Source organism: Pseudomonas sp. Tun-23181, from assembly GCF_057415455.1.
In genome coordinates this window covers 605,445-628,705 of the sequence record NZ_CM171630.1, presented here as the reverse complement: position 1 = coordinate 628,705, position 23,261 = coordinate 605,445, and the positions used below count along the sequence as shown (strand labels likewise).

Below are 23,261 nucleotides of genomic sequence, written 5' to 3'. Positions count from 1 at the left end.
GTCCTATGGAGAGCTCCCATGACCCAGCACGCCGTGGCACGCCTCGAACAACTCGACGAACACCACCCCCTGCGCGTCCAGGCCGGCAGCGAGGAAGTCATCCTGGTCCGCCGGGGTGACCTGGTGCACGCCTACCAGGCCAACTGCCCCCACGCTGGCGCGCCCCTGGAAGAAGGCGCCGTATGCGGCGGCCTGCTGGTCTGCCCCTGGCACAAGGCCGCCTTCGGCCTCGACGAGGGCGCGGTCTGCGAGCCGCCGGCCCTGACGGGCCTGCGCCGCTACCCGACCCAAGTGAAGGACGGCGAGGTCTGGGTCGACGACCAGCCCTGCCCCGCGAGCGAACCACCCCGCCACAGCGATGCCCGCTGCTTCGTGGTGATCGGCGCCGGCGCCGCAGGCTCGGCGGCGGTGGCCACCCTGCTGGACCACGGTTTCGGCGGCCGCCTGGTGTGGGTCGACCAGGAGCAACGGCCGGCCTACGACCGCACCGCCCTGAGCAAGTTCGTCATCGCCGGGCAGATGCCAGCCGATGAGGTGCCCGCGCTACTGGAGCCCGACGACCTGCACCGCGGCCAGCTACAACGCCTGCATGGCAAGGTGCGCGTGCTGGACACCGAGAAGCGCGAGGTCATCCTGGCCGACGGCCAGCGCCTGGCCTACGACGCCGCCCTGCTGGCCACCGGCGGCAAGCCCCGGCGCCCCGACCTGCCCGGCGTACAATTGCCCGGCATCTACGTACTGCGTTCCCAAGAAGACGCCGCGCACCTGCTCGATGCCGCCGAGCCGGGCCAGCCGGTGGTGATCGTCGGCGATGGTTTCATCGGCCTGGAGGCCGCCTCGGCGCTGCGCAAGTACGGCCTGCAGGTGCATGTGGTGACCCGTCACGAGATCCCCTTGGCCCGGCAGCTCGGCGAACGCATCGGCCGCACCCTGCGGGAACTGCACGAGCGCAAGGGCGTGGTGTTCCATGGCCCCACCGAGGTGGAACGCTTCGAAGGCCAGGACAAGATCGAAGCCGTGCAACTGGCCAACGGCGAGCGCCTGGAAACATCGCTGGTATTGCTCGGCACCGGCGTGCGGCCCGCCACATCGTTCGTCCAGGGCCTGCGCCTGGCCGAGGACCAGTCCTTGCAGGTCGACGCCCAGATGCACGCAGCCGAAGGCCTGTGGGCTGCCGGCGACATCGCCACCTTCCCCCTCGCCGGCCATCCAGTGCGCATCGAGCACTGGCGCCTGGCCCAGCAGCAAGGCGTGATCGCCGCCGCCAACATGCTCGGCGAACAGCGCCGCTACGACGATGTGCCCTTCTTCTGGACCTACCAGCACGGGCGCACCTATGAGGTGCTCGGGCATGGCCAGGGCTGGAACCGCATCGAGTACGTGGGCGAACCGGAGAAAGGCGACTTCATCGCCCTGCAGTGCCTCGACGACCAGGTCGAGGCGGTGATCGCCAAGGGCCACTCGCGGGCCATGGCGGTGCTGTCGCAGCGGATGAAAAGCCCGTTGAGCAGCCGGGAGGCGCGGGAGTTGATCGATACCTGGCCGGACTGAGGCCGCCTGGCTCACCGTCACACGCCCTTTCAAACCGTGGGGGACCTGTGTAAAACAGTCCAGATCCCTCACGGCAAGAAAAGGACCCTCTCCATGATCTACCGCTCCCTCGGCCAAAGTGGCCTCCAGGTCTCGGCCCTCACCCTCGGCAGCATGATGTTCGGCGAGCAGACCAGCACCGAGGACGCCCTGCGCATCATCGACAAGGCCTGGGACCAGGGCATCAACTTCATCGACACCGCCGACGTATACAACGGTGGCCGCTCCGAGGAGATCGTCGGCGAAGCGGTGGCCCGTCACCGCCAGGACTGGATCGTGGCGTCCAAGGCCGGCTATGGCCCGGTGGAGGGGATACCCAACCGCAGCGGCCTTTCGCGCAAGCACCTGTTCAACGCCATCGAGGCGTCGTTGACGCGCATGGGCCTGGACTACCTGGACATCTACTACCTGCATCGCGAAGACCACAAGGTGCCGCTGGAGGAAACCGTGCGGGCCATGGGCGACTTGCTGCGGCAAGGCAAGATCCGCTATTGGGGCGTGTCCAACTTCCGGGGCTGGCGCATCGCCGAACTGTGCAACCTGGCCGAGCGCCTGGGCGTGGCCAAGCCGGTGGTGAGCCAGCCGCTGTACAACATCGTCAACCGCCAGGCCGAACCTGAACAGTTGACCGCAGCCGCGTACCACGGCCTGGGCGTGGTGCCGTTCAGCCCGTTGGCCCGCGGCGTGCTCAGCGGCAAGTACGCCCCCGGGGCGGTGCCGGACGCCAGCAGCCGCGCCGGCCGCCAGGACAAGCGCATCATGGAGGTGGAATGGCGCCAGGAGTCGCTGGCCATCGCCCAGAAGATCCAGGCCTACACCCAGGCCAAGGGGGTTGGCATCGTCGAGTTCGCCATCGCCTGGGTGCTGAACAACCAACTGGTCAGCTCGGCCATCGTCGGCCCGCGTACCGAAGCGCAATGGAACACCTACGCAGGTGCGCTGGACGTGGCGATCACCGCCGAGGACGAGGCCTTCATCGATTCGCTGGTGACGCCGGGGCATGCCTCCACGCCAGGCTTCAACGACGTGGCGCATTTCGTGACAGGGCGACTGCCGCGCCAGTGAGTCGCTCGGGGCCGCGAAGCGGCCCCAACCTGGCATCGACCGATTGCAAGCGTTTATGCCTGGATCAGCCCCTGCAAGCCTTTGATCGCCAGCAGGTGCAGCGGGTAGAAGGCATAGCCCCAGCGCCCCACCGGCACGATACGCCAGTCGTCACGGCGCAGTAGCCAGCCCCCCAGCGGGAGCGCCACGGCGGCGATGGCCAAGACCAGCAAGGTCGTGGGGTGCAGGAGGTGGTCGCGCAACCAGCTGTTGGTCAGGTTGCCAGCCATGGCCAGCAGGCAGGGCAACAGCCAGCTCGCCCCACCCCGGCTACGCGCGATCAGGCAGGCGCCCGGCAATAGCACACCGGGCACACCGTACATCAGGCGCTCGCTGGCCAGGGCGGCGAGCAACGCCGCGGCGATCCCGCCCAGGCGCGCCAACGCCTGGGGATGGTGCACGCCCCAGGCGACCAGCAGGCCCAGCGCCAGGGTGGGGATCACGCTGAAGGTCTGCGAGCCGTTGTCCAGCCAGCGGTAGGGGCCTTCGCAGAGCACCGCGAACACCAGCAGCCAGCCCAGGTAGCGAGCATTGCCACGGGAGAACAAGGCCCCGCTGCGGCTGCGCCCGACATTGACGGCGATGGCCAGGCAGAACAGCGGAAAGGCCAGCCGCCCGAGGACGAACAGGCCCTCGGCGGCCGGCCAGAGAAAGCGCAGGTGGTCGGCGACCATGGTCAGGATCGCCGTCCACTTGACCAGGTCCAGCCCTGCCGAGCGCATCAATGGGCGTCCGCCCCCTGCCCCAGGTATTTGTCGCTCCAGGCGGCCAGGGGCAGCGGCGGTTGCTGCTCGAGGATGCGTCGCCAGATCAGCGCCAGGTCGTGGGCATTGAGCATCGAGCCGGCCCCGGCGCCGAGCCACAGCGACGGCGTGACGGCTGCCCAGCGCCCTTGCCCATCGCGGTGGGCCATGTCGAAGCGGAAGGTGTAGTTGCCGGGGATGCCCATGCGCAGGTCGCTCACCACCAGGGCGTCGCCGACCACGTCGTAGCGTAGCCAGTCGCCGGTGAACCAGCGCAGGCGCTCGTGCAGGGGCTCACCCTGCAGCGCCTTGGCCAGCGCCAGGTTGAGCGGCTGGCGCTGCATTTCCGGCGGCTCGCGGTCGAACCAGCTGCTCACGCCTTCGTAGTAGTCGCCGTCCGGGGTCTTGGCCAGCACCCGCCAGACCAGGCTGTTGAAGGCGATGGGCACGGCGCGCAGCTCGGTGATGGCGATCCCACGCTGTTCGAGCGCGAGTTCGAAGCGTTGCTCGGCGGCCATGCGCCCGGCCAGGCCGAAGCCCAGGTAGGCGGTACTGAACAGCAAGGCCGCCGTCAGCAGCGGGATCGCCCTCCCCGCCATGCCCCTGATGCCGGCATAGGCGACGGCGGCCAGCAGCGGCACGGTGTACAGCGGGTCGATGATGAACACCGCGGCCCAGCTCTCGGGGATCGAGTGCAGCGGCCAGAACAACTGGGTGCCGTAGACGGTGAAGGCGTCGAGGATCGGGTGGGTGACCAGCACCAGCCAGAACGCCAGGAACAGCCTGGGCAAGGTGTAGCCCTTGTGCGGCCAGCGCCTGCGCCCGATCCGCTCGACCAGCCAGGCCAGCAACAGGGCCAGGGCGGTGAGGACGAAGACCGAATGGGAGAAACCCCGGTGGTAGGTCATCTGCGACACGGGGTCGGCATAGCGGATCACTACGTCGAGGTCGGGCAACGTGCCCAGGGCAGCGCCGTAGAGCAGCGAACGGCGGCCCTGGATACGGCCCAGGACCGAGCCCTGCAGGGCGGCGCCGAGTACGGCTTGAGTCAGTGAGTCCACGGTTCAGGTCCCTGAAGCAGATGTTTTCGGGAACCTACCTGCATCGCGGTGGGCAGTGCAAATCCAATCGCCTGGCAAGCTTCAAGCTGCAAGAAAAAAGCTGGCCCGCGCAGATCCCGCTTTTCTTGCCGCTTGTAGCTTGAAGCTTGCAGCTGCGCCGCCCCCTCAGAACAGCTGCCAGGTATAGACCAGGATCAAGCGGTTCTCGTCGATGTCGGTGCGGTAGTTCGACCGCGCCATGGCATTTCTCACCCGAATGCCGAGCCCCTTGAACATCCCATCCTGTACCGCATAGCCGATGTCGATGTCCCGCTCCCGGTCCTTGCCTTCGTAGCCCAGCCCGGTGTCGACATTGTCGCCGGTGATGTAGCGCACGGTCGCAGTCAGCCCGGGGATACCCAGGGCTGCGAAGTTGTAGTCATAGCGCACCTGGTACGAGCGTTCGTCGGTATAGGCGAATTCATAGGTCGGCACCTCGTTGCCCAGCGGCGTGATGTTGGCGAACACTCGCGGGAACGGGCTGTCGCCATACATGCCCTGGTAGCCGACATGGAAGCTGTGCCCGCCGTGCTTGGCCGTGAACAGCGAGAAGAACGCCTGGTTGTCGATGTCGCCCAGCAGGGCATCGCCCTCTTCGCGCGCGGTGAAGTACCCCAGATTGGCGCTGAGCAGCCAATCCCCCACAGGCTCGCTGTGCTTGAAGCCGACGAAGCCCTGCCGGTAGATATCCTCCAATTGCCCGTACCACAGGCTGACGCTGCTCCGCTCGCCATTGAAGGCATAGTCGCCGCCCGCATAGTTGAAGGCGTCGCTCTCGGCCTGGCGCATGGGGACATGGCCGAGCATGGCGCTCATCTTGCCGTCGCCCCCCTCGTTGCGCAGGTGCGAGGACTTCAGGTGGCCAGCCTGCACGGTCAGGCCGTCCAGCTCGGTGGAACGGATGCTCGCCCCCTGGTAGGTCGGCGGCAGCAGGCGGATGTCGCTGAAGGTCAGCACCGGCAGGTTGGGCTGCAGCTCGCCGATGCGCAGTTCGGTCTTCGACAGCCGCGCCTTGAAGGTCGGTGCCAGGCGGCTGTACTCGTCGGCGGCGCGGCCATCGCCATGCACCGGCAACAGGCCGCTGTTGGCCCGGTCGGGGCTGCTGTCGAGCTTGATGCCCAGAAGGCCCAGGGCATCCACGCCGACGCCCAGGGTGCCCGGGGTGTAGCCGGACTTGAAGTCGAGGATGAAGCCCTGGGCCCACTCCTCGGTCTTCGACTGCGGATTGGCCCCGACGATGTCGGAATAGTCACGGCTGAAGTAGTAGTGACGGGCGCTCAGGCTGGCCTTGGCATCCTCGAAGAAGCCGCCTTCGGCGGCCAGCAGGGGTTGGCTGAGCAAGGTGACGCCCAGGGCGACGCAAGGGGTGTGGTTCATTCCGAAGCTCTCTTTGGATCTTGTTATTGTGAGTAAGGTGCTGGGAACGCGAAGGTGGCGGTTGGTGGGTTCCTCCTAAGGGCTACGGCGCAAGGCCGCCTGGGGTTGGGGGCGGCGCAGGCGCAGCAGCGCATGGGCCGCCAGGCCGAACAGCAAGCCCCAGAATGCTGCCGACAGGCCAAGGAAGGAGACGCCCGAGGCCGTCACCAGGAAGGTGAACAGGCCCGCATCGCGCTCTTGCGGTTCGGCCAGGCTGCGGGCCAGGGCCTCGCTGATGGCGCCGTACAAGGCAAGGCCGGCCAGGGCGGCGACCAAGGCGGCGGGGAATGCGGCGAACAACGACATCAAGGTGGCCCCGGCAATGCCCAGCAACAGGTACAGCACACTGCCGGCGACGGCCGCGACATAGCGCCGCCGCGGGTCCTCGTGGGCCTCGCGGCCGGTGCACAGGCTGGCGGTGACCGCCGCGAGGTTCAGCCCATGGCAGCCGAACGGCGCGAGCAAGGCGCCGCCCACGGCGCTGGCGCTGATCAGCGGGCTGGCCGAGGTCTGGTAGCCGGCGTTGCGCAGCACCGCCATGCCCGGCATGAACTGCCCGGTCAGGGCGACCAGCACCAGGGGCAGACCCAGGCTGAACAGCGCCGACAGGCTGAACTGCGGGGCGATGAATTGCGGCGAGGCCAATTCCAGCACCAGGGCTTCGCTGCGCAGTTGCCCGCTGGCCAGGGTGACCGCCGCACCGACCAGCAGCACAGTGGCCACCGCGTAGCGCGGCCGGAGCCTGCGCATCAGCACGTAGGTGACGAACATCGCCAGCACCAGCGCCGGCTGTGCCGGCAAGGCCCGGAACACCTCAATACCGAAGCTGAACAGGATGCCGGCCTGCATGCCGGCGGCAATGGAGCCCGGCAGGCGGGCGATGATGCGGTCGAAGGCGCCGCTGATACCGATCAGCAGCAGCACCAGGTTGGCCGCCAGATAAGCGCCGATGGCCTGCTCCAGGCCAAGCTGGGGCAAGGCCGTGACCAGCAGCGCGGAGCCGGGGATCGACCAGGCGATCACCACCGGCACCCGGTAGCGCAGGCTGAGCAGTGCGCCGAGCACGGCGCTGCCCATCGACACCGCCCACACCCAGGACGACAGCAGCCCCTGGGACAGGCCCGCGGCCTCGGCAGCGTGGAAAATGATCACCAGGGGGCCGGCGTAGGAGATCATCGTGGCGATCATGCCGGCGACGATGGCGGACAGGGAGCAGTCCTTGAACAGGTCTTTCATGGGACCTCGCGTGAGACATCGGGGCCCGGCCTTGGGTGGCGGGCGCTTGTTGTCAGGGGGGCCGGCATGGCGAGGGCTTGGCCCTCGATTCGCGGGCAAGCCCGCTCCCACAGGGCCCGAGTCGACCACGGCAAGGCCGTGTGGGAGCGCCGCCGTGAAGGGGCTGCGAGGCAGCCCCTGCGCCCTCAGCCCTCTTGCAACGCTCGCGGCCGGTTGCTGCGCTGCTCGGCATCGCTGTCGGGCGCCTTCTGCAGCTGGAAGTCGAACGTCAGCTCGGCATAGCGCCCGGCGATCCCCCGCGCCCCGTCCTCGCGGAACACCACCTCGCCCACCAAGCCATCGCGGGTGGCGTAGGCGAAGTCGTCCCACAGGTACTTGTCGCCAGACAGGTTGATCTGGGTGGTCAGGTGCCGGTGCCCCGGCGCCGAGATGAAGAAGTGCACATGGGCCGGGCGCTGGCCGTGGCGGCCGAGCAGGTCCAGGCACTCCTGGGTCGGGCCCTGCGGGTCGCAGCCGTAGCCCGAGGGCACGATGGTGCGCGCACGGTAGCGGCCCTCGGCATCGGTGACGATGCGCCGGCGCAGGTTGTACTCGGACTGGCTCTGGTCGAAGAACGAGTAGGTGCCACGGGTGTTGGCATGCCACAAATCGACCGTGGCCCCGGCCAGCGGCTGGCCCTGGGGATCGAGCACCTGGCCTTCGAGGAACATCACCGTGGCCACGCCCTCCTCGCTGCCGTCGTCCATGCGCACCTCGCCTTGGGCAATCGGCGCGCCGGCCACGTACAGTGGGCCTTCGATGGTGCGCGGGGTGCCGCCGGTGAGGCCGGCCTGGGCATCCTTGGCATCCTGCAGCAGGTCGAGGAAGTGCTCGATACCAAGGCCAGCCACCAGCAGCCCGGCCTCGCCGCGCCCGCCCAGACGGTTGAGGTAGTCGACGGCATGCCAGAACTCGTCCTCGCTGACCTCCAGGTCCTCGATCAGGCGGGCGGTGTCCTGCAGCACGCGCTGGATGATGCGCTTGAGGCGCGGGTTGCCGTCGTCGTTGCCGAAGCCGGCGACTTCTTCGAAGAACTTCTGGACCTCGGCAGTGTGGGAAATCTTCACGGTCATGATGGCGTACCTCGTGTTGTTCTTGTGCGTAGCGGGTGGGTCAGCGGTCGTCGGCGTGGATCGACGAGGGGTGGCGGCACAGGCCGTGCACCTCGATATCCATGTAGGGGAACAGCGGCAACTGCATCAGGGTGTCGTGCAGGGCCTCGACGCTGGGCAGGTCGAACACGCTGTAGTTGGCGTAGTGCCCGGCGATGCGCCACAGGTGGCGCCAGGTGCCCTCGCGCTGCAGGCGCTGGGCCAGCGCCTTCTCGTCGGCCTTCAGTTGCGCGGCCTTGGCCGGGTCCATGTCGACCGGCAGTCTCACGGTCATCTTCACGTGGAACAGCATGGTGCTTCTCCTTCTAGGCAAGTCAGGTTCAGCGCCGGGCGAAACGGATCAGGCGCGCTTCGTCCAGGGCCAGGCCCAGGCCCGGCGTGCGTGGCACGTGGAGCTGGAAGTCGCGGTAGACCGGCGCCTGGCTGACGATTTCCTCGGTCAGCAGCAACGGCCCGAACAGCTCGGTGCCCCAGGTCAGCTGGCGCAGGGTGAGGAAGGCATGGGCCGAGGCCAGGGTGCCGATCGAGCCTTCGAGCATGGTCCCGCCGTACAGGGCGATGCCGGCCGCCTCGGCGATCTGCGCGGTGCGCAGCACGGCACGCGGGCCGCCGTTCTTGGCGATCTTCAAGGCGAAGATGCTCGCCGCGCCGTCGGCCGCCAGGCTGAAGGCATCCTCGACGCTCTCGATCGACTCGTCGGCCATGATCGGCGCCGGGCTGCGCTGGTTCAGGCGCACCTGGCCGGCGCGATTGATGCGCGAGATGGGTTGCTCGACCAGGTCGATGCCGTTGTAGCCCAGCACCTGGCAGGCGCGGATCGCCTGGGACTCGTCCCAGTACTGGTTGACGTCGACCCGCACGCTGGCCCGCTCGCCCAGGGCGCGCTTGATCGCCACCACGTGCTTGAGGTCGTGATCCAGCGGGTTGGCGCCGATCTTCAGCTTGAAGATGCGGTGGCGGCGTGCCTCGAGCATCTGCTCGGCCTCGGCGATGTCCCGGGTGGTGTCGCCGCTGGCCAGGGTCCAGGCCACGTCCAGGCTGTCGCGCACCCGGCCACCGAGCAGTTCGCTGACCGGCAGGCCCAGGCGCTTGCCCTGGGCATCGAGCAAGGCGCTCTCGATGCCAGACTTGGCGAACGTGTTGCCCTTGGCGATCTTGTCCAGCTTGAGCATGGCGGCGTTGATGTTGTCCGCCGCCATGCCCAGCAGCGCGGGCGCCAGGTGGGCATCGATATTGGCCTTGATCCCCTCGGGGCTTTCGTAACCGTAGGCCAGCCCGCCAATGGTAGTGGCCTCGCCGATGCCCTCGACGCCGTCGCTGCAGCGCAGGCGCAGGATCACCAGGGTCTGCTGCTGCATCGTGTGCATGGCCAGCTTGTGGGGGCGGATGGTCGGCAGGTCGACGATGATCGCCTCCAGCCGGTCGATGGTCGGGCTTGTCATGCAAGGCTCCAGTTCAGTCAGTTGAGGGTCACGCCTGGCCGGCGGCCAGCAGGCCTTGGCGCCGGCCGCTGGCCAGGTGCACGGCCATGGCCAGCGCGGCGACCGCGCCAGGGATGGCGAAGGCGATGAAGTTCAGTTGCAGCGGCAGGTTGATGCCCATCAGCGCGCCACCGAGCAGCGGGCCGACGATGGCGCCGTTGCGGCCGATGCCGGAGGCCCAGCCAAGGCCGGTGGAGCGTACCGACAGGCCATAGAGCTGGGCGGCGCCGGCATAGAGCAGGATCTGCGTGCCGATGGTGGTGGCCCCGGCGACGAAGATCAGCAGGTACAGCACCGGCATCGGGCTGTTGACGCCCAGCAGGCTAATCGACAGCGCCGCGCCGAGGAAGAACGCCACCTTGACCTTGACCAGGTTGTAGCGGTCGCCCAGCCAGCCACCGAGGATCGCCCCGGCCATGCCGCCGAAGTTCAGCGCCAGCAGGAACGACAGGCTCGACCCCAGGCTGTAGCCGGCGTTGGCCATCAGCTTGGGCAGCCAGGAGCTGAGCGCATAGACCATCAGCAGGCAGCAGAAAAACGCCAGCCACAGGGCCAGGGTGCGCACCGCCAGGCCGTCGCGCAACAGCGCCAGCACCGAGGCACCCTTGCCCTTGCGCTCCGGTGCCTGCAGCACGTCATCGGGCCGCACGTCGCAGTCGGGGTCCAGGCGCTTGAGCAGTGCACGCGCTTGCTCCGTACGGCCCTGGCGCACCAGGAAGCCGATGGATTCCGGCAGGTAGTAGAGGATCACCGGCAACAGCAGCAGTGGCAGCGCGGCGGCGAAGAACATCGACTCCCAACCGAAGCGTGGCAGCAGGTAGATGCCGATGCCCGCCGAGAGCATGCCACCCAACGAGTAGCCGCTGAACATGATGGCCACCAGGGTGCTGCGCAGGCGCTTGGGCGCGTACTCGTTCATCAGCGCCACGGCGTTGGGCATCAGCCCGCCGCAGCCGAGCCCGGCGAAGAAGCGGTACACGCCGAACTCGCCGGGGGTGCTGGCGAAGCCGTTGAGGATGGTCGCCCCGGAGAACAGGGCGAAGCAGATGGCGATGCCCTTCTTGCGCCCGATGCGGTCGGCCAGGCTGCCGAAGACCAGGGCGCCGAACATCATGCCGAACAGCGCGTAGCTGCCCAGGGCGCCGGCCTGCAGCGGGGTCAGGCCCCACTCTTTCATGATCACCGGCAGCACCACGCCGTAGATGAACAGGTCGTAGCCGTCGAAGACCAGCAGCAGGCCGCACCAGGCCATGACCATCCAGTGAAACGGGGTGAAGCGGGCATTGTCGATGATCGGGTGGACGTCGAGGGTTCGCATGGCATCTGTCTCTCTTGTTTTTGTTGTGTGAGGAAAACCTTGCCCGAAGGCGGCGCTCAGCCGAGGTCGCCGCCGCCTACCGGCAGGGTCACGCCGGTGATGTAGGAGGCCTCGTCGGAGGCCAGGAAGAGGATCGCGCCGACCTGTTCGTCGATGCTCCCGTAGCGTTTCATCAGGCTGCTGGAGACGGTCTGGTCGACGATCTGCTGGTACCAGCCCTTTTCCTGCTCGCTCTGCTCGCTGCTGTTGCGCGGAATGCGCCGGGGCGGTGCCTCGGTGCCGCCTGGGGCGGTGGCATTGACCCGGATGCCACGGCCGGCCGTCTCGAAGGCCAGGCACGCGGTGAGCGCGTTGACCCCACCCTTGGCCGCACCGTAGGGCACGCGGTTGACCCCTCGGGTGGCGATGGACGAGACGTTGACGATGGCGCCGCTGCCGCGCTCGAGCATGTAGGGCAGCGCCGCGTGGCAGCACCACAGGGTGGGGAACAGCGAGCGGCGCACTTCGGCCTCGATCTGCGCCACCTCGTAATGCTCGAAGGGCTTGGCCCAGATCGTGCCGCCGACGTTGTTGACCAGGATGTCGAGGCAGCCGAAGGTCGCCACGGCCGTGGCCATGACCCGGGTGCAGTCGGCGTATTGCTCGAGGTCGGCGGTAAGGGTCAGTACGCCTTCCCCGGCCAGCTCGTGGACCAGTTCGGAGCGGTCCACCGCCACCACCTGCGCGCCCTCGGCCTTGAGCCGCCAGCACACGCCTCGGCCGATACCCTGCGCGGCGCCGGTGACCAGGGCGACCTTGCCTTGGAATCTGCTATCCATCGTTCTCTCCCACCATTGGGTTGTCGAACCCGCCACGAGCCCCTTCAGGCCCGTGGGCTTGGGTTGCGGCTACCGGCCCATTCGCCGCAAGCAGTTGCTCCCACAGGTACAGCGCATGCCTCGAAATGTGGGAGCTGGCTGCCTGCGATCGAGGGCAACGCCCTCGCCAGTCGCCAGGAATAAAAAGGAGGCCGCCCTCACCCGCACGATGCGGGCAGCCCCGTGAAGTCTCAGGCTGCCGCGGCGGCGAACTTTTCGTAGTAGAAGTTGGCCGGGGTGATGCCCTGTTCGCGGATGTACTGGCTGACCGCCTCGACCATCGGCGGTGGCCCGCACAGGTACACGTCGACATCGCCGTCGTTGAGGTGGCGCGGCTCGATGTGCTGGGTCACGTAGCCCTTCTGCGGGTACTGGCTGTCCGGGTTGGCCACGCAGGCGCTGAAGGTGAAGTTGGGGATGCGCGCGGCCAGGGCCTGGAGGCGCTCCATCTCGACCAGGTCGAAGTCGTTGGTGACGCCGTAGATCAGGTGCAGGGGATGCTCCGAGCCCTGCTCGGCGATCTTCTCCAGCATCGCCGTGAACGGCGCCAGGCCCGTGCCGCCGGCCAGCAGCAACAGCGGCCGCTGGATCGGGCGCAGGTAGAAGCTGCCCAGCGGCCCTGCCAGGGTCAGGCTGTCGCCGGCCTTGGCCAGGCTGGTGAGGAAGTGGCTCATCAAGCCGCCGGGCACGTTGCGGATCAGGAAGCTGACCTCGCCGTCCTTCTGCAGCGAGCTGAAGGAATAAGCACGGCTCTGGTCGCTGCCCGGCACCTGCAGGTTGACGTACTGGCCCGGCAGGAACGCCAGGCGGCTCAGGGACTCGCCCTTGATCGACAGGGCGATGGTGCTCTCGGACAACTGGCGTACCTCGCTGATGGCCGCCTCGAAGCTGGCCTGCTCGGCCTTGCACAGCTGCGACGAGGCCGGAATGCGCACCACGCAGTCGCTCATCGCGCGCATCTGGCAGGTCAGCACGTAGCCCTGGGCGATCTCTTGCTCGCTCAAGGCGTCCTCGATGAAGTTGTCGCCCAGGTCATAGCGCCCGGCCTCGGCCTGGCACTTGCAGGTGCCGCAGGCGCCGTCGCGGCAGTCCAGGGGGATGTTGATGCCCTGGCGGTAGGCGGCGTCGGCCACGCTCTCGTGGCCTTCGGCCTGGATGAAACGGGTCACCCCGTCTTCGAAATTCAATGCGATCTGGAAGCTCATGGCGTACCTCCGGGGCGAGCCTGGCCACGGTGCGCCATGCGGCACACCGGGCGACCCTCGCCTTGGCCTGGTGTCAGATGTGGTAGATGTCGATGACCTGACGCACGTAGTCGTTCTTCAGGACCACCTTCTTGGCCAGGATCCGCAGGTCTTCGCCCCGCAGGTCGAGGGTGTAGAAGCTGGTGCCGAAGTAGCTGTCGGTGGTCTTGTAGCGAAAGCTCAGGGTGTGCCAGTTGAACCGCACCTGGCACTGGCCATCGCGCTGCTCGACGATCTCGATGTTGCTGATGTTGTGGGAGGTGCGGGTGTCCGGGACGGTGGCGCTGGAGCGCTCGGTCTTGATGCGGAACACCCGGTCCTCCAGGCCGCCACGGTTGCCGTACCAGATCAGCGAGATCTCGCTCTGCGGGTCTTCGGTGAGGCGGTCGTCATCGTCCCAGGACGGCATCCAGAAGGTCGCGTCGGCAGCGTACAGCTCCAGCCACAGGTCCCACTGGGCATCGTCCAGGTAGCGCGCCTCGCGGTAGAGGAAGTCGCGCACGGTTTCATAGGTGCTGGTCATTGCACGGCCTCCACGGGGATCAGGCGCTGTTCCTGCTCAAGGGCCTTGATCATGGTCTCCTGCCAGTACTTGTGCTGCAGCACGAACAGGCCCTCGTCCTCGGTGCGTACGCCCGACAGCAGCGGCTTGAGCTCGATCTCGCGGGCGGCCTCGTCGGCGCCTTCGACCCAGTGGGCCGCGCCACGGGACATGTCGTTCCAGCCGGCACCGGCGCCATAGCCGGTCTGGCAGGAGCGGAACTCCTCCAGGTCATCCGGGGTGGCCATGCCGCTGACGTTGAAGAAGTCCTCGTACTGGCGGATACGCCTGGCCCGGGCCTCGGCACTCTCGCCCTTGGGGGCGATGCAGTAGATGGTGATCTCGGTCTTGTTCACCGAAATGGGCCGGGCGATGCGGATCTGCGAGCTGAACTGATCCATCAGGTAGACGTTGGGGTACAGGCACAGGTTGCGCGAATTCTCGATCATCCAGTCGGCGCGGGCCTGGCCGAAATCGGCGGCTAGCTCATCACGTCGCTCATACGCCGGACGGTCCTCGGGGTTGGCCCAGCGGGTCCACAGCAGTAGGTGGCCATGGTCGAAGGAATAGAAGCCGCCACCCTGCTTGGCCCAGGCGCCGGCACTCATGGTCTTGATCTGTTCCCCAGCCTCGCGCTGCTTGCGCTGGTTCTGGGTGGCGGCGTAGTTCCAGTGCACGGAACTGACGTGGTAGCCATCGGCGCCGTTCTCGGCGGTGAGCTTCCAGTTGCCTTCGTAGATGTAGGAGCTGGCGCCGCGCAGCACTTCCAGGCCTTCCGGCGACTGGTCGACGATCATGTCGATGATCTTCGCCGACTCGCCCAGGTGTTCGACCAGGGGTTTGACATCGGAGTTGAGGCTGCCAAACAGGAAGCCGCGATAGGACTCGAAGCGGGCGACCTTGGTCAGGTCGTGGGAGCCGTCGCAGTTGAAGCTGTCGGGGTAGCCGGCGTTGCTCGGGTCCTTGACCTTGAGCAGCTTGCCGCTGTTGTTGAAGGTCCAGCCATGGAACGGGCAGGTATAGCTCGAACGGTTGCCGCGCTTGTGCCGGCACAGCATGGCGCCGCGGTGGCTGCAGGCATTGAGGAAGGCATTGAGCTCCCCGTCCTTGTTGCGCGCGATGAAGATCGGCTGGCGCCCCATGGTCAGGGTGAGGAAGTCGTTCTTCTCGGGGATCTGGCTTTCGTGGGCCAGGTAGATCCAGTTGCCCTCGAAGATGTGCTTCATCTCGAGTTCGAACAGGCGCGGGTCGGTGAACATCTCTCGCTTGCAGCGATAGACACCTTTTTCCCGGTCATCCTCGAGCAAGGCATTGAGGTAATCGAATCCCAGGGACATGGCCAGGGTCTCCATTGTTATTGTTCAGGCCAGGTCAGGTTAGGGTGTGCCGGGATGGGGCAATATCCGGATCGTGCAGAGTGCTATCCGATTTGTGCAGGCAGGTTGGGCACCTGGGTGTATCGGGGCTGCCTTGCAGCCCCTGGATCAGGCGCCCGTGCGACGCCGCAAGGTCTCGGAGGGCAACTCGCCGAACTGCTGCCGGTAGCTCTCGGAAAACCGCCCCAGGTGCAGGAAGCCATAGTCCATCGCCAACTCGGTCACGCTGCGCACCGCGCAGCTGGCATCGCTCAGGCAGGCGTGCACCTGCTCCAGCTTGCGCTGGCGAATGTACTGCCTGGGGGTGGTCCCCAGGTGCCGGTCGAACAGCGCGTACAACGAGCGCACGCTCATGCACGCCTGCTCGGCCAAGCCTTCGGCGGACATCTCCAGCTTCAGGTTGTGCTCGATGTGCTCGAGGATTCGCTCCAGGCTGGCCCCCGGCGTACCGAGGCATTCACGGCGGACGTTGGTGGTCAGCAGGGTCAGCAGCTTGCTGGCGACGATCTGGCTGTAGTGCCCCTGCACCCGCGGCAGCGAATCGCTCACCTCGGCCTCGTGGCAGATCATCGCCAGCAGGCTGACGAAACCGTCCAGCTCCTCCAGCCGGTAGTGATTGCGCAAGAAGCGTACGCCTGCGCTGGGTCGCTGCCAGCGCTGCTCGTCGCAGATCGATTCGAGCAGGCGGGTCGGCACCTTGAGGATGAACTTCTCGCAATCTTCCGAGTAGGTCAGGTCGACCGGGTCGTCCGGGTTGATCAGCAGCAGTTCGCCCGGCACCAGGTGGTGCTCGCGCTGGTGCCCGCGCCACAGGCAATTGCCGTTGAGCAGCACCTGCAGGTGGTAGATGGTCTCCAACGCCGGCGAGGTGACGCGCACGCTGCCGCCGTAGCTGATGCGGCACAGGTCGAGGTCGGCGAACTTGCGATGGCTCAGGCTGGCCTGGGGGTGGGTGCTTCGGGACAGGCCGATGCAATGCTGGCCCACATGCCGGTTGACGTAGTCGGAAACGGCATAGGGGTCGGCGTGATGGAACACGCTGCTGCGCTCGCTCAACAGGCGGCTTTCCATAGGCAAGGCACTCGGCTTCGTTATTGTTCTGGTCGCCGCTTCCTACGGGCGCGAGGGCCTGTGGTCGCGGTCGTTCACGGTCATTCTATCGGGCCGGCGGGGGAATTCAGGGCTCAGGCGACCACCGGCGATGCTTGCACACACTAAGCAAAAAGCCGAGAGCCAGGCAATGCGACCAAGGAAAGGTCGTGCGGATAGCGGACAGGGCTGGACGGGTAGCCGGGCGATTATCGGACAAATTTTGAATCCAGATGGGCAAGCTGACCCCAACAAGCTCAATGCGCCGCCATGTCCTGACGAACCGCCCAACCCTGGCTGCGAGCCCGGAACTGCCGTGGCGCGATGGAGAACAGCTCACGAAAACGCCGGTAGAAATGCGGGAAGCTGACGAACCCGCTGGCCACCGCCACTTCGGTCAGCGACTTGCTGGTGTGCTGCAGCAACTGCCGCGCATGGGTCAGGCGCAGCTCCAGGTAGTAGCGCGGCGGCGTGGCCTGGACATGGCGGCGGAACAGGCGCTCCAGGTGACGCCGGGAAAGCCCGGCATGGCGGGCGATCTCGTCGATGCAGATAGGGTCCTCGATATTGGCATGCATCAGTTCAAGGGCCAGGCGCACACCGCGCGGCAAGGTCGGGTCGATGTCCGGCGCGGCCGCCGGCAGGCTGGCCTGCACCCGTGAACGGTCGCAGGCCAGCATCTGCTCCACGGCCCGGCGCAGCAGCTCGCCCCCGCTGTGTTCGAGCAGCCCGAGCATCATGTCCAGGGCACTGCTGGCGCCGGCACAACTCATGCGCTTGCGATCCAGCACATAGGCCAGCCGGCTGACCCGCACATGCGGGAACAGCTCGTTCATCATCGCCCGGCCATCGGGGTGGAAGGCGCATTCATGGTCATTGAGCAGGCCGGCCTCGGCCAGGAAGTAGGCCCCGTTCCACAGGCCACCGAGCAGGCAGCCTTGCTGGTCGGCCTGGCGTAGCTTGCCACGCAACAACGGATCGTTCTCCAGGCGCACCCGGAAACCACCGCACACCAGCAGGATGTCCAGCCCCTGCACATCGAGCTCGGCCAGCGGCGTGTTGACCGGCAAGGCCAGCCCCAGGTCGCTCATGACCTGGCTGCTCTCGCCCACCACCTGGATCTGGAACAACGGCGTGGCGCTCATCAGGTTGGCGGTCACCAGGGTGTCCATGGCAGCGGTGAAGGCCATCATGGAGAAGTGCTCGCGCAGGACGAAGGCCACCCGCCGGCACGGCTGCGACAGCGCCGTGCGGCCAGACGGATCCAGGTGGGCCAGGTTGGTGTTCTTCAGGACGCTTTCGAAATGACTCATGGCTCGACTCACAGGCAGCCGGTGCCCCGGCCAGGCCAGGGCGGGTGGGAGAAAAACGTTTACTTGCCGGCGGCGTCGCGGGACGCCTGCAGCCACTCGTCGAACTGCTGGCGGTGGGCGGCGACCCATTCCTTGGCGTGGCGCTGGATATCGGCAGGCTTCTTCTCGCCCTGCTGCATCTTCAGGTTCTGCGCGCTCTCGTCGTCGGTGCTGATCTGCACCAGCGAGAGGAACTTCAGCGCCGCCGGGTTCTTGTCGGCGAAGTCCTTGTTCAGCACGGCCACCACCTTGTCCACGGCAAAGCCCAGGTTCTTGCCCTTGTACAGGGTGTCGACATCGTTGTTGCCGTCAGGCAGGTCGGTCTTGGGCACTTCCAGCCAGACCACGTCGCGGCCTTCGACCAGCACGCTGGCGATCCACTGCGGCACCCAGGTGAAATACAGGATCGGCTTGCCATCCTTGTAGCGGGTGATGGTGTCGGCCATCAGTGCGAAGTACGAGCCTTGGTTGACGTGCACGGTCTTCTCCAGGTCGTAGGCCTTCATGTGGTGGGCGATCACCAATTCGCAGCCCCAGCCCGGGTTGCAGCCGGTCAGATCGGCCTTGCCATCGCCGTCGGTGTCGAACAGCTTGGCGATCTCTGGCTTCTTCAGGTCGGTGATGTACTTGATGTTGTGCGCATCGGCGGTCTTCTTGTCGATCAGGTAGCCCTGGCTCACTCCGGGCAGGATGTTGCCGGTCTTGACCATCGCGCTGTCACCGCCGGCCTGCTGGTAGAACTTGTCGTGCAGCTTCTCCCACAGGTGCACGGTGAAGTCGGCGTCGCCATTGGCCAAGGCCACCATCATCACGCCGTACTCGGTCTCCTTCGGTTCCTGGACCTTGTAGCCCAGTTCACGCAAGCCTTCCATGGCCACCTCGCCACGGAAGCGCTCCTCGGCGATGGAGGGGAAGATCGGCGTGACCTTGACGCCCTCGCCCGGCTTTTCGGCCGAGGCGCTGGCGCACAGGGAGGCGGCCACCAGCGACAAGGCGGTGGCGCATTGCAGGACGCTACGGGAGAACTTGGATCGATGCATTGTCACTTACCTTCTTCTGGTTGTTCTTTACAGGTAGGGCAGATGGGGTCGGTGGGCTCAGGCGGCCTTGCGTGGTGCGCCCTGCCCTGAACCACACAGGCGCAGCAGCAGGCCCACGGGGCCGGTGTGGTACCAGCGCAGGCTCGGGTCGGCGCTGCTGCGCGCGCCCATGGCCTGGGTCAGGCGGTCGAGGAAGATCGCCAGCAGCACCAGCCCTACCCCGCCGACCGTGGCCAGGCCCATGTCCAGGCGGCCGATACCGCGCAGCACCATCTGCCCCAGGCCACCCACCGAGATCATCGAAGCGATCACCACCATCGACAGCGACAGCATCAGGGTCTGGTTCATGCCCGCCATGATGGTCGAGGTGGCCAGGGGCAGTTGCACCCGGGTCAGCATCTGCCGCGGCGTGCAACCGAAGGCGCGCGCCGCCTCGATCTTGTCTTCCGGCACCTGGCGGATCCCCAGGTTGGTCAGGCGCACCAGCGGCGGCAGGGCGAAGACGATGGTCACCAGCACGCCCGGCACGTTGCCGATGCCAAACAGCATCACCACCGGCACCAGGTAGACGAACGCCGGCAAGGTTTGCATGGCATCGAGCACCGGGCGCACCACCCGCTCCAGGTGATCGCTGCGGGCGCAGAGGATGCCCAGCGGGATGCCGATCACCGCGCAGAAGAACACCGAGGTCAGCACCAGCGCCAGGGTGGTCATGGATTCCGACCACACGCCGATCAGCCCCAGCAGGGTCAGGGTGACGAAGCACAGCAGCGCCATGCGCCGGCCGGCCAACTGCCAACCGAGCAACGACGAAAGGATGATGCCGATGCTCGGCGGGATGCTCTGCAGCACGAACTCGATACCGTTGAGCACCTGGTCGATCGGCCAGCGGATGGCACGGAATACGTCGCGGAAGTTGTGCACCAGAAAATTCAGGGTGGCTTCCACCCAGTCACCCAGCGGCAGGGTGGCGGACTGGAACGGGTCGAGAAGACTGAACTCGGACATCGGGGCTTACCTCTTCTTGTGGCCGCAGGCGCTCATCGGCACCCGCGACGGGCGCTCAGTGGCGGCTCAGGGTCTGCAGCAGCTCGTTCTTGGAAATGGTGCCTTTGAGGGCGCCGGCGCGGTCGAGCACGGGTACCGGGTAAGGCAGGCTGGCAACGATACCCAGCACGTCATGCAGGGGCGTGTCGATGTACACCGGCTGCTGCTCGTGCAGGCTGTAGCGATCGCTGGCCGAGGCGCCGTTGACGTCGGTGTCGACCACGCCAAGCAACTGGCCATGCTCGTCGACCAGGTAGCCGTACGGCACCCCGGGCTTGAAGCGTGGCGCCTTGCCGTTGACCCGGCACACCGTCTCTGGATCGAACTGGGCGACATCCCCTGCCTTGAGCACCCGCGAGCTGTCGAAGCCTTTGAAGAAGGTGCGCACGTACTCGTTGGCCGGCTGGTTGATCAGCTCCTGGGGCGTGCCGATCTGCACCACCCGGCCGCCTTCCATGATCGCGATGCGATGGCCGATGCGGATGGCTTCCTCGATGTCGTGGGAAATGAAGATGATGGTGCGTTGCTGCTCGGCCTGCAGGCGGATCAGCTCGCCCTGCATCTCGCTGCGGATCAGTGGGTCGAGGGCCGAGAAGGCCTCGTCCATCAGCAGGATCGCCGGGTCGTTGGCCAGCGCGCGGGCTAGGCCCACGCGCTGCTGCATGCCACCGGAGAGCTGGTGCGGGTAACTGTGCTCGTGGCCAGCGAGGCCAACCTGGCTCAAGGCTTCGCGGGCCCTGGCGTGGCGCTCCTGCTCCGGGACGCCGGCGATCTCCAGGCCGAAGGCGGTGTTCTCCAGCACGCTCATGTGGGGCATCAGGGCGAAGGACTGGAACACCATGCCCATTTCCTTGCGCCGCACGTCGAGCAAGTCCTTGTCGGACAGACCGGTGATCTCTCTGCCGTTGAGATGGATACTGCCGGCGGTGGGTTCGATCAGGCGGTTGAACAAGCGCACCATGGTCGACTTGCCCGACCCGGACAGGCCCATGATGACGAAGATCTCGCCACGCTTGACGGAAAAGCTTGCATCGAACACGCCGACGACGTGGCCGGTCTTGCTGAAAATCTCATTCTTGTCGGCACCCTTGCGCAACATCTCCATGGCCATGTCCGGGTTCGGACCAAACACCTTGAAAATATTGTTCACCGAAAGAATTTCATCGGCATGGCTCATACGACCCTCTTCTTATGCTTATAACCAATCTTCAAACATCGCACTTCTCGGGTAAGGCGGGTTCGGATCAGTGCGAGTACGCTTGGCAGTCCGTTCAAGTTCGAACGCGAGTCAAACCGGCACGCAGGCGGCCCTGCTTGGAAAAATTCTCGACATCGATGTCTTCGATGCCGCGCCGTTGCTTTCACGTTAGGCCCAGGGGGGAGCGGGGTCCAACGACATTTAGGGCGCGCTAACCATTACCTGGGGTTATCAATGCCTTGGCGAGCGCGCTGTCCTGCAGGTTCCAGCGGGGCCACGGCTTCCCCAGGGCAAGCGCATACCGCCGCGAAGGGCCGCATGGCCGTGCCCCGCGCCCCGACGCAGCGGTTTACCGCCTGGGCGCTCCCACGCTAGAGTGAGGCACACCGCGCCCTCCCCAGCCCCACGAAGGACCTCGACACCCTGCCCCATGGCCAGACACACCGAACCCGATCAGACCCTGATCAAGATGCCCTCCCTGCGTGCGGTCAAGGTCTTCGTCGCCGCCGCCAAGTATCAGAACTTCACCCGCGCCGCCGAGGCCCTGTGCGTGACCCAGGCGGCGGTCAGCCGGCAGATCCGCGAGCTCGAGGCGCACCTGGGCGCCGAACTGTTCACCCGCGCCGGGCGTGCGGTGGAGCTGACCGTGGCCGGCTCGATCTTCTTCGATGCGGTGCAGTTGTCGTTCGTCAACATTTCCCAGGCCGCCGAGCGCATCCGCAGCAACACCAACACCAAGCACGTGGTCACCCTGTGCTGCTCGCCAGCGTTCTCCGCGCTCTGGCTCGGGCCTCGGCTGCCGCGGTTCTTCGAGGAGAACCCGGACATCGACATCAACCTCATCACCACCCAGAACTTCCTGTCCATGGAGCCGGGGGCGCGGCCGGACATCTTCATCTCCAAGCTGGGCAGGATCCACGAAGGCTACCGCTGCCAGCCGCTGAACCACGACATCATCTACCCGGTGTGCTCGCCCCAGTACCTGGAGCAGCATCCGGAGCTGCGCACCCTGGAAGGCATCCGGGATGGTGCCCTGCTCAACCTCAGCCCTTATGGCCGCTCCCAGGTCGCCGAGCACGTGGACTGGAACGTTTGGCTGGCCTTCCATGACATCGACCTGAAGAGCCGGGCCAGCCAGGCACCGCACTTCTTCAACGCCAACGACTACAACCTGCTGGTGCAGCTCGCCCAGAGCCACCAGGGCGTGGTGCTCGGCTGGCATATCCTGGTGGCGCCGCTGGTCGCCCAGGGCCTGCTGGTGCGGCCGGTGCCCCAGGAGGTGGTGCTCAAGGACACCTTCCACTACCTGTCGTTCAACGAAGACAAGGAGCACGACTCCAGCTGCCGCCGCCTGCGTGACTGGTTGCTGGCACAATACGAGCCACTGCAACGGGACGATCCCGGCGCCATAACGCCAGCTCATCGATCGCTCCGCTAGCGACGAGCCGTGAGCAAGGCCGCAGTTCTTGCCATACACCGATGCTGTCAGAGCCGGCGATGGGCTGCGAAGCAGCCCCACAGGCGCCAAGCCGATCACACATGAGGGTGGCTTGCAGGGCCGTGGGGAGCGGGCTTGCCCGCGAACAAGGCGCAACCCTTGCCCTGTACCGCTGGTATCACGACCGGCCCATAGGCTACTGCACCGGCAGGAAGTTCATCAGCAACAGGCTCTGCGCATAGTTCAGCCCGATCCTCCGGTAGCGCTCGTCGAGCATCTGCGCCAGCAGGTCCAGCCTCGCCACGATCTTGCCGAACTCCACCGCGAAACTCAGGTTGCTGCCCTCCTCGGAAATCTCGTTGGAGAACAGCAACAGCACACCATTGGCATCCTGGCGCTGGCTGAGCATCCAGGTGGCCTTCTCGATATTGCGCGCAGCGTTGTTGACGAACAGCGGGTCGATGGTATCGGTCATGTAGAACTCGGTGCGCCCGCCATGGGCGGTGATCAGCATGCTGCCGATGGCGTAGATGAAGGCACCGACCCGGTCGCCACGAAACTCCGGGCTCAAGGCATAGCTCAGCGCTGCCAGGTCGCGGCGGTTGCCCAGTTGCGGCAACGGCTGGCGCTGTTCGATGGCCAGGCGGATCTGCCGCTCGGCGGTGGCGGCATCGAGGTAGCCGGACTGCTTCCACTGGCTGGGGTTGCGCAGGTACAGCTTGTTCATCAGCAGGTACAGGCTCTGCAGGTTGTCGCGCATGGACAGGGTGGCCATGCGGTCGACGCTGGTCTGGAACAGCTCGCTGGGCTGACCGTCGCCGAACTGGCTGATGATGTCACGGCCCTGCTGCTGGGTGCAGGCGCACAGGGCGGTCAACGCACCTGCCAGGAGCAGGCGCAGGGAGAGTCTGAGGTGTGGAGCAACCATCGGCACCGGGGT

General features: G+C 66.4%; 21 protein-coding genes. 3 read left to right on the top strand and 18 right to left on the bottom strand.

All coding sequences use genetic code 11. The features are described from left to right. Positions 1 to 18 precede the first annotated feature (18 nt). Positions 19 to 1,551: an FAD-dependent oxidoreductase gene (locus ACDI39_RS03295; protein WP_486537634.1), complete on the top strand. Its 1,533-nt coding sequence runs from the start codon at positions 19 to 21 to the stop codon at positions 1,549 to 1,551. A 93-nt stretch (positions 1,552 to 1,644) separates the two neighbouring features. Beyond that, complete coding sequence (locus ACDI39_RS03290) at positions 1,645 to 2,655, top strand: aldo/keto reductase (protein WP_486537632.1); 1,011 nt, start codon at positions 1,645 to 1,647, stop codon at positions 2,653 to 2,655. Between the two features lie 53 nt (positions 2,656 to 2,708). Here ACDI39_RS03290 and ACDI39_RS03285 read toward each other — a convergent pair whose 3' ends face one another. The 17 genes from ACDI39_RS03285 to ACDI39_RS03205 form a co-directional block, all read right to left on the bottom strand. Next, on the bottom strand, positions 2,709 to 3,416 hold the full coding sequence (locus ACDI39_RS03285) for a TraX family protein (RefSeq protein WP_225787901.1): 708 nt from the start codon (positions 3,414 to 3,416) through the stop codon (positions 2,709 to 2,711). Continuing rightward, the gene (locus ACDI39_RS03280) at positions 3,416 to 4,498 is read right to left on the bottom strand and encodes a metal-dependent hydrolase (protein ID WP_225787902.1); all 1,083 of its coding nucleotides are present in this window, start codon (positions 4,496 to 4,498) and stop codon (positions 3,416 to 3,418) included. Before ACDI39_RS03280 ends, ACDI39_RS03285 begins: the two co-directional genes overlap by 1 nt. Before the next feature lie 165 nt (positions 4,499 to 4,663). After that, on the bottom strand, positions 4,664 to 5,914 hold the full coding sequence (locus ACDI39_RS03275; RefSeq protein ID WP_253101398.1) for an OprD family porin: 1,251 nt from the start codon (positions 5,912 to 5,914) through the stop codon (positions 4,664 to 4,666). 75 nt (positions 5,915 to 5,989) lie between these two features. After that, on the bottom strand, positions 5,990 to 7,189 hold the full coding sequence (locus ACDI39_RS03270) for a benzoate/H(+) symporter BenE family transporter (protein ID WP_253101395.1): 1,200 nt from the start codon (positions 7,187 to 7,189) through the stop codon (positions 5,990 to 5,992). A 185-nt stretch (positions 7,190 to 7,374) separates the two neighbouring features. Further along, entirely contained in the window at positions 7,375 to 8,301 is a 927-nt protein-coding gene (gene catA / locus ACDI39_RS03265) for a catechol 1,2-dioxygenase (protein WP_253090829.1), read from the bottom strand. 40 nt (positions 8,302 to 8,341) lie between these two features. Next, positions 8,342 to 8,632: a muconolactone Delta-isomerase gene (gene catC, locus ACDI39_RS03260; RefSeq protein ID WP_225787906.1), complete on the bottom strand. Its 291-nt coding sequence runs from the start codon at positions 8,630 to 8,632 to the stop codon at positions 8,342 to 8,344. 28 nt (positions 8,633 to 8,660) lie between these two features. Beyond that, positions 8,661 to 9,782: a muconate cycloisomerase family protein gene (locus ACDI39_RS03255; protein WP_486537628.1), complete on the bottom strand. Its 1,122-nt coding sequence runs from the start codon at positions 9,780 to 9,782 to the stop codon at positions 8,661 to 8,663. 28 nt (positions 9,783 to 9,810) lie between these two features. Next, entirely contained in the window at positions 9,811 to 11,139 is a 1,329-nt protein-coding gene (locus tag ACDI39_RS03250) for an MFS transporter (protein ID WP_225787908.1), read from the bottom strand. 56 nt (positions 11,140 to 11,195) lie between these two features. After that, complete coding sequence (locus ACDI39_RS03245; protein WP_225787909.1) at positions 11,196 to 11,957, bottom strand: 1,6-dihydroxycyclohexa-2,4-diene-1-carboxylate dehydrogenase; 762 nt, start codon at positions 11,955 to 11,957, stop codon at positions 11,196 to 11,198. A gap of 230 nt (positions 11,958 to 12,187) precedes the next feature. Beyond that, the gene (gene benC / locus ACDI39_RS03240; RefSeq protein WP_225787910.1) at positions 12,188 to 13,201 is read right to left on the bottom strand and encodes a benzoate 1,2-dioxygenase electron transfer component BenC; all 1,014 of its coding nucleotides are present in this window, start codon (positions 13,199 to 13,201) and stop codon (positions 12,188 to 12,190) included. 73 nt (positions 13,202 to 13,274) lie between these two features. Then, complete coding sequence (gene benB / locus ACDI39_RS03235) at positions 13,275 to 13,763, bottom strand: benzoate 1,2-dioxygenase small subunit (RefSeq protein WP_253090830.1); 489 nt, start codon at positions 13,761 to 13,763, stop codon at positions 13,275 to 13,277. Further along, positions 13,760 to 15,118, bottom strand: coding sequence for a benzoate 1,2-dioxygenase large subunit (benA, locus tag ACDI39_RS03230; RefSeq protein ID WP_253080160.1), 1,359 nt, complete (start codon positions 15,116 to 15,118; stop codon positions 13,760 to 13,762). Before benA ends, benB begins: the two co-directional genes overlap by 4 nt. Positions 15,119 to 15,265: 147 nt before the next feature. After that, a complete protein-coding gene (locus ACDI39_RS03225) occupies positions 15,266 to 16,228 on the bottom strand; it encodes an AraC family transcriptional regulator (RefSeq protein WP_225787913.1) in 963 nt (320 codons plus the stop codon). Positions 16,229 to 16,503: 275 nt separating this feature from the next. Further along, a complete protein-coding gene (locus ACDI39_RS03220; protein ID WP_253080161.1) occupies positions 16,504 to 17,559 on the bottom strand; it encodes a GlxA family transcriptional regulator in 1,056 nt (351 codons plus the stop codon). A 59-nt stretch (positions 17,560 to 17,618) separates the two neighbouring features. After that, positions 17,619 to 18,638 carry a glycine betaine/L-proline ABC transporter substrate-binding protein ProX gene (gene proX / locus ACDI39_RS03215; protein WP_253101390.1) on the bottom strand — a complete coding sequence of 340 codons (1,020 nt, stop codon included), beginning with the start codon at positions 18,636 to 18,638 and terminating at the stop codon, positions 17,619 to 17,621. A gap of 57 nt (positions 18,639 to 18,695) precedes the next feature. Continuing rightward, the gene (gene proW, locus ACDI39_RS03210; protein WP_225787916.1) at positions 18,696 to 19,646 is read right to left on the bottom strand and encodes a glycine betaine/L-proline ABC transporter permease ProW; all 951 of its coding nucleotides are present in this window, start codon (positions 19,644 to 19,646) and stop codon (positions 18,696 to 18,698) included. A 55-nt stretch (positions 19,647 to 19,701) separates the two neighbouring features. After that, a complete protein-coding gene (locus ACDI39_RS03205; RefSeq protein WP_225787917.1) occupies positions 19,702 to 20,862 on the bottom strand; it encodes a quaternary amine ABC transporter ATP-binding protein in 1,161 nt (386 codons plus the stop codon). A gap of 451 nt (positions 20,863 to 21,313) precedes the next feature. On the opposite strand from ACDI39_RS03205, the gene ACDI39_RS03200 reads away from it, so the two are divergent. After that, positions 21,314 to 22,321: a LysR family transcriptional regulator gene (locus ACDI39_RS03200; RefSeq protein ID WP_225787918.1), complete on the top strand. Its 1,008-nt coding sequence runs from the start codon at positions 21,314 to 21,316 to the stop codon at positions 22,319 to 22,321. 196 nt (positions 22,322 to 22,517) lie between these two features. Here the strand turns inward: ACDI39_RS03200 and ACDI39_RS03195 are convergent, their stop codons facing one another. Further along, positions 22,518 to 23,249, bottom strand: coding sequence for a hypothetical protein (locus ACDI39_RS03195; RefSeq protein ID WP_225787919.1), 732 nt, complete (start codon positions 23,247 to 23,249; stop codon positions 22,518 to 22,520). Positions 23,250 to 23,261 lie beyond the last annotated feature (12 nt).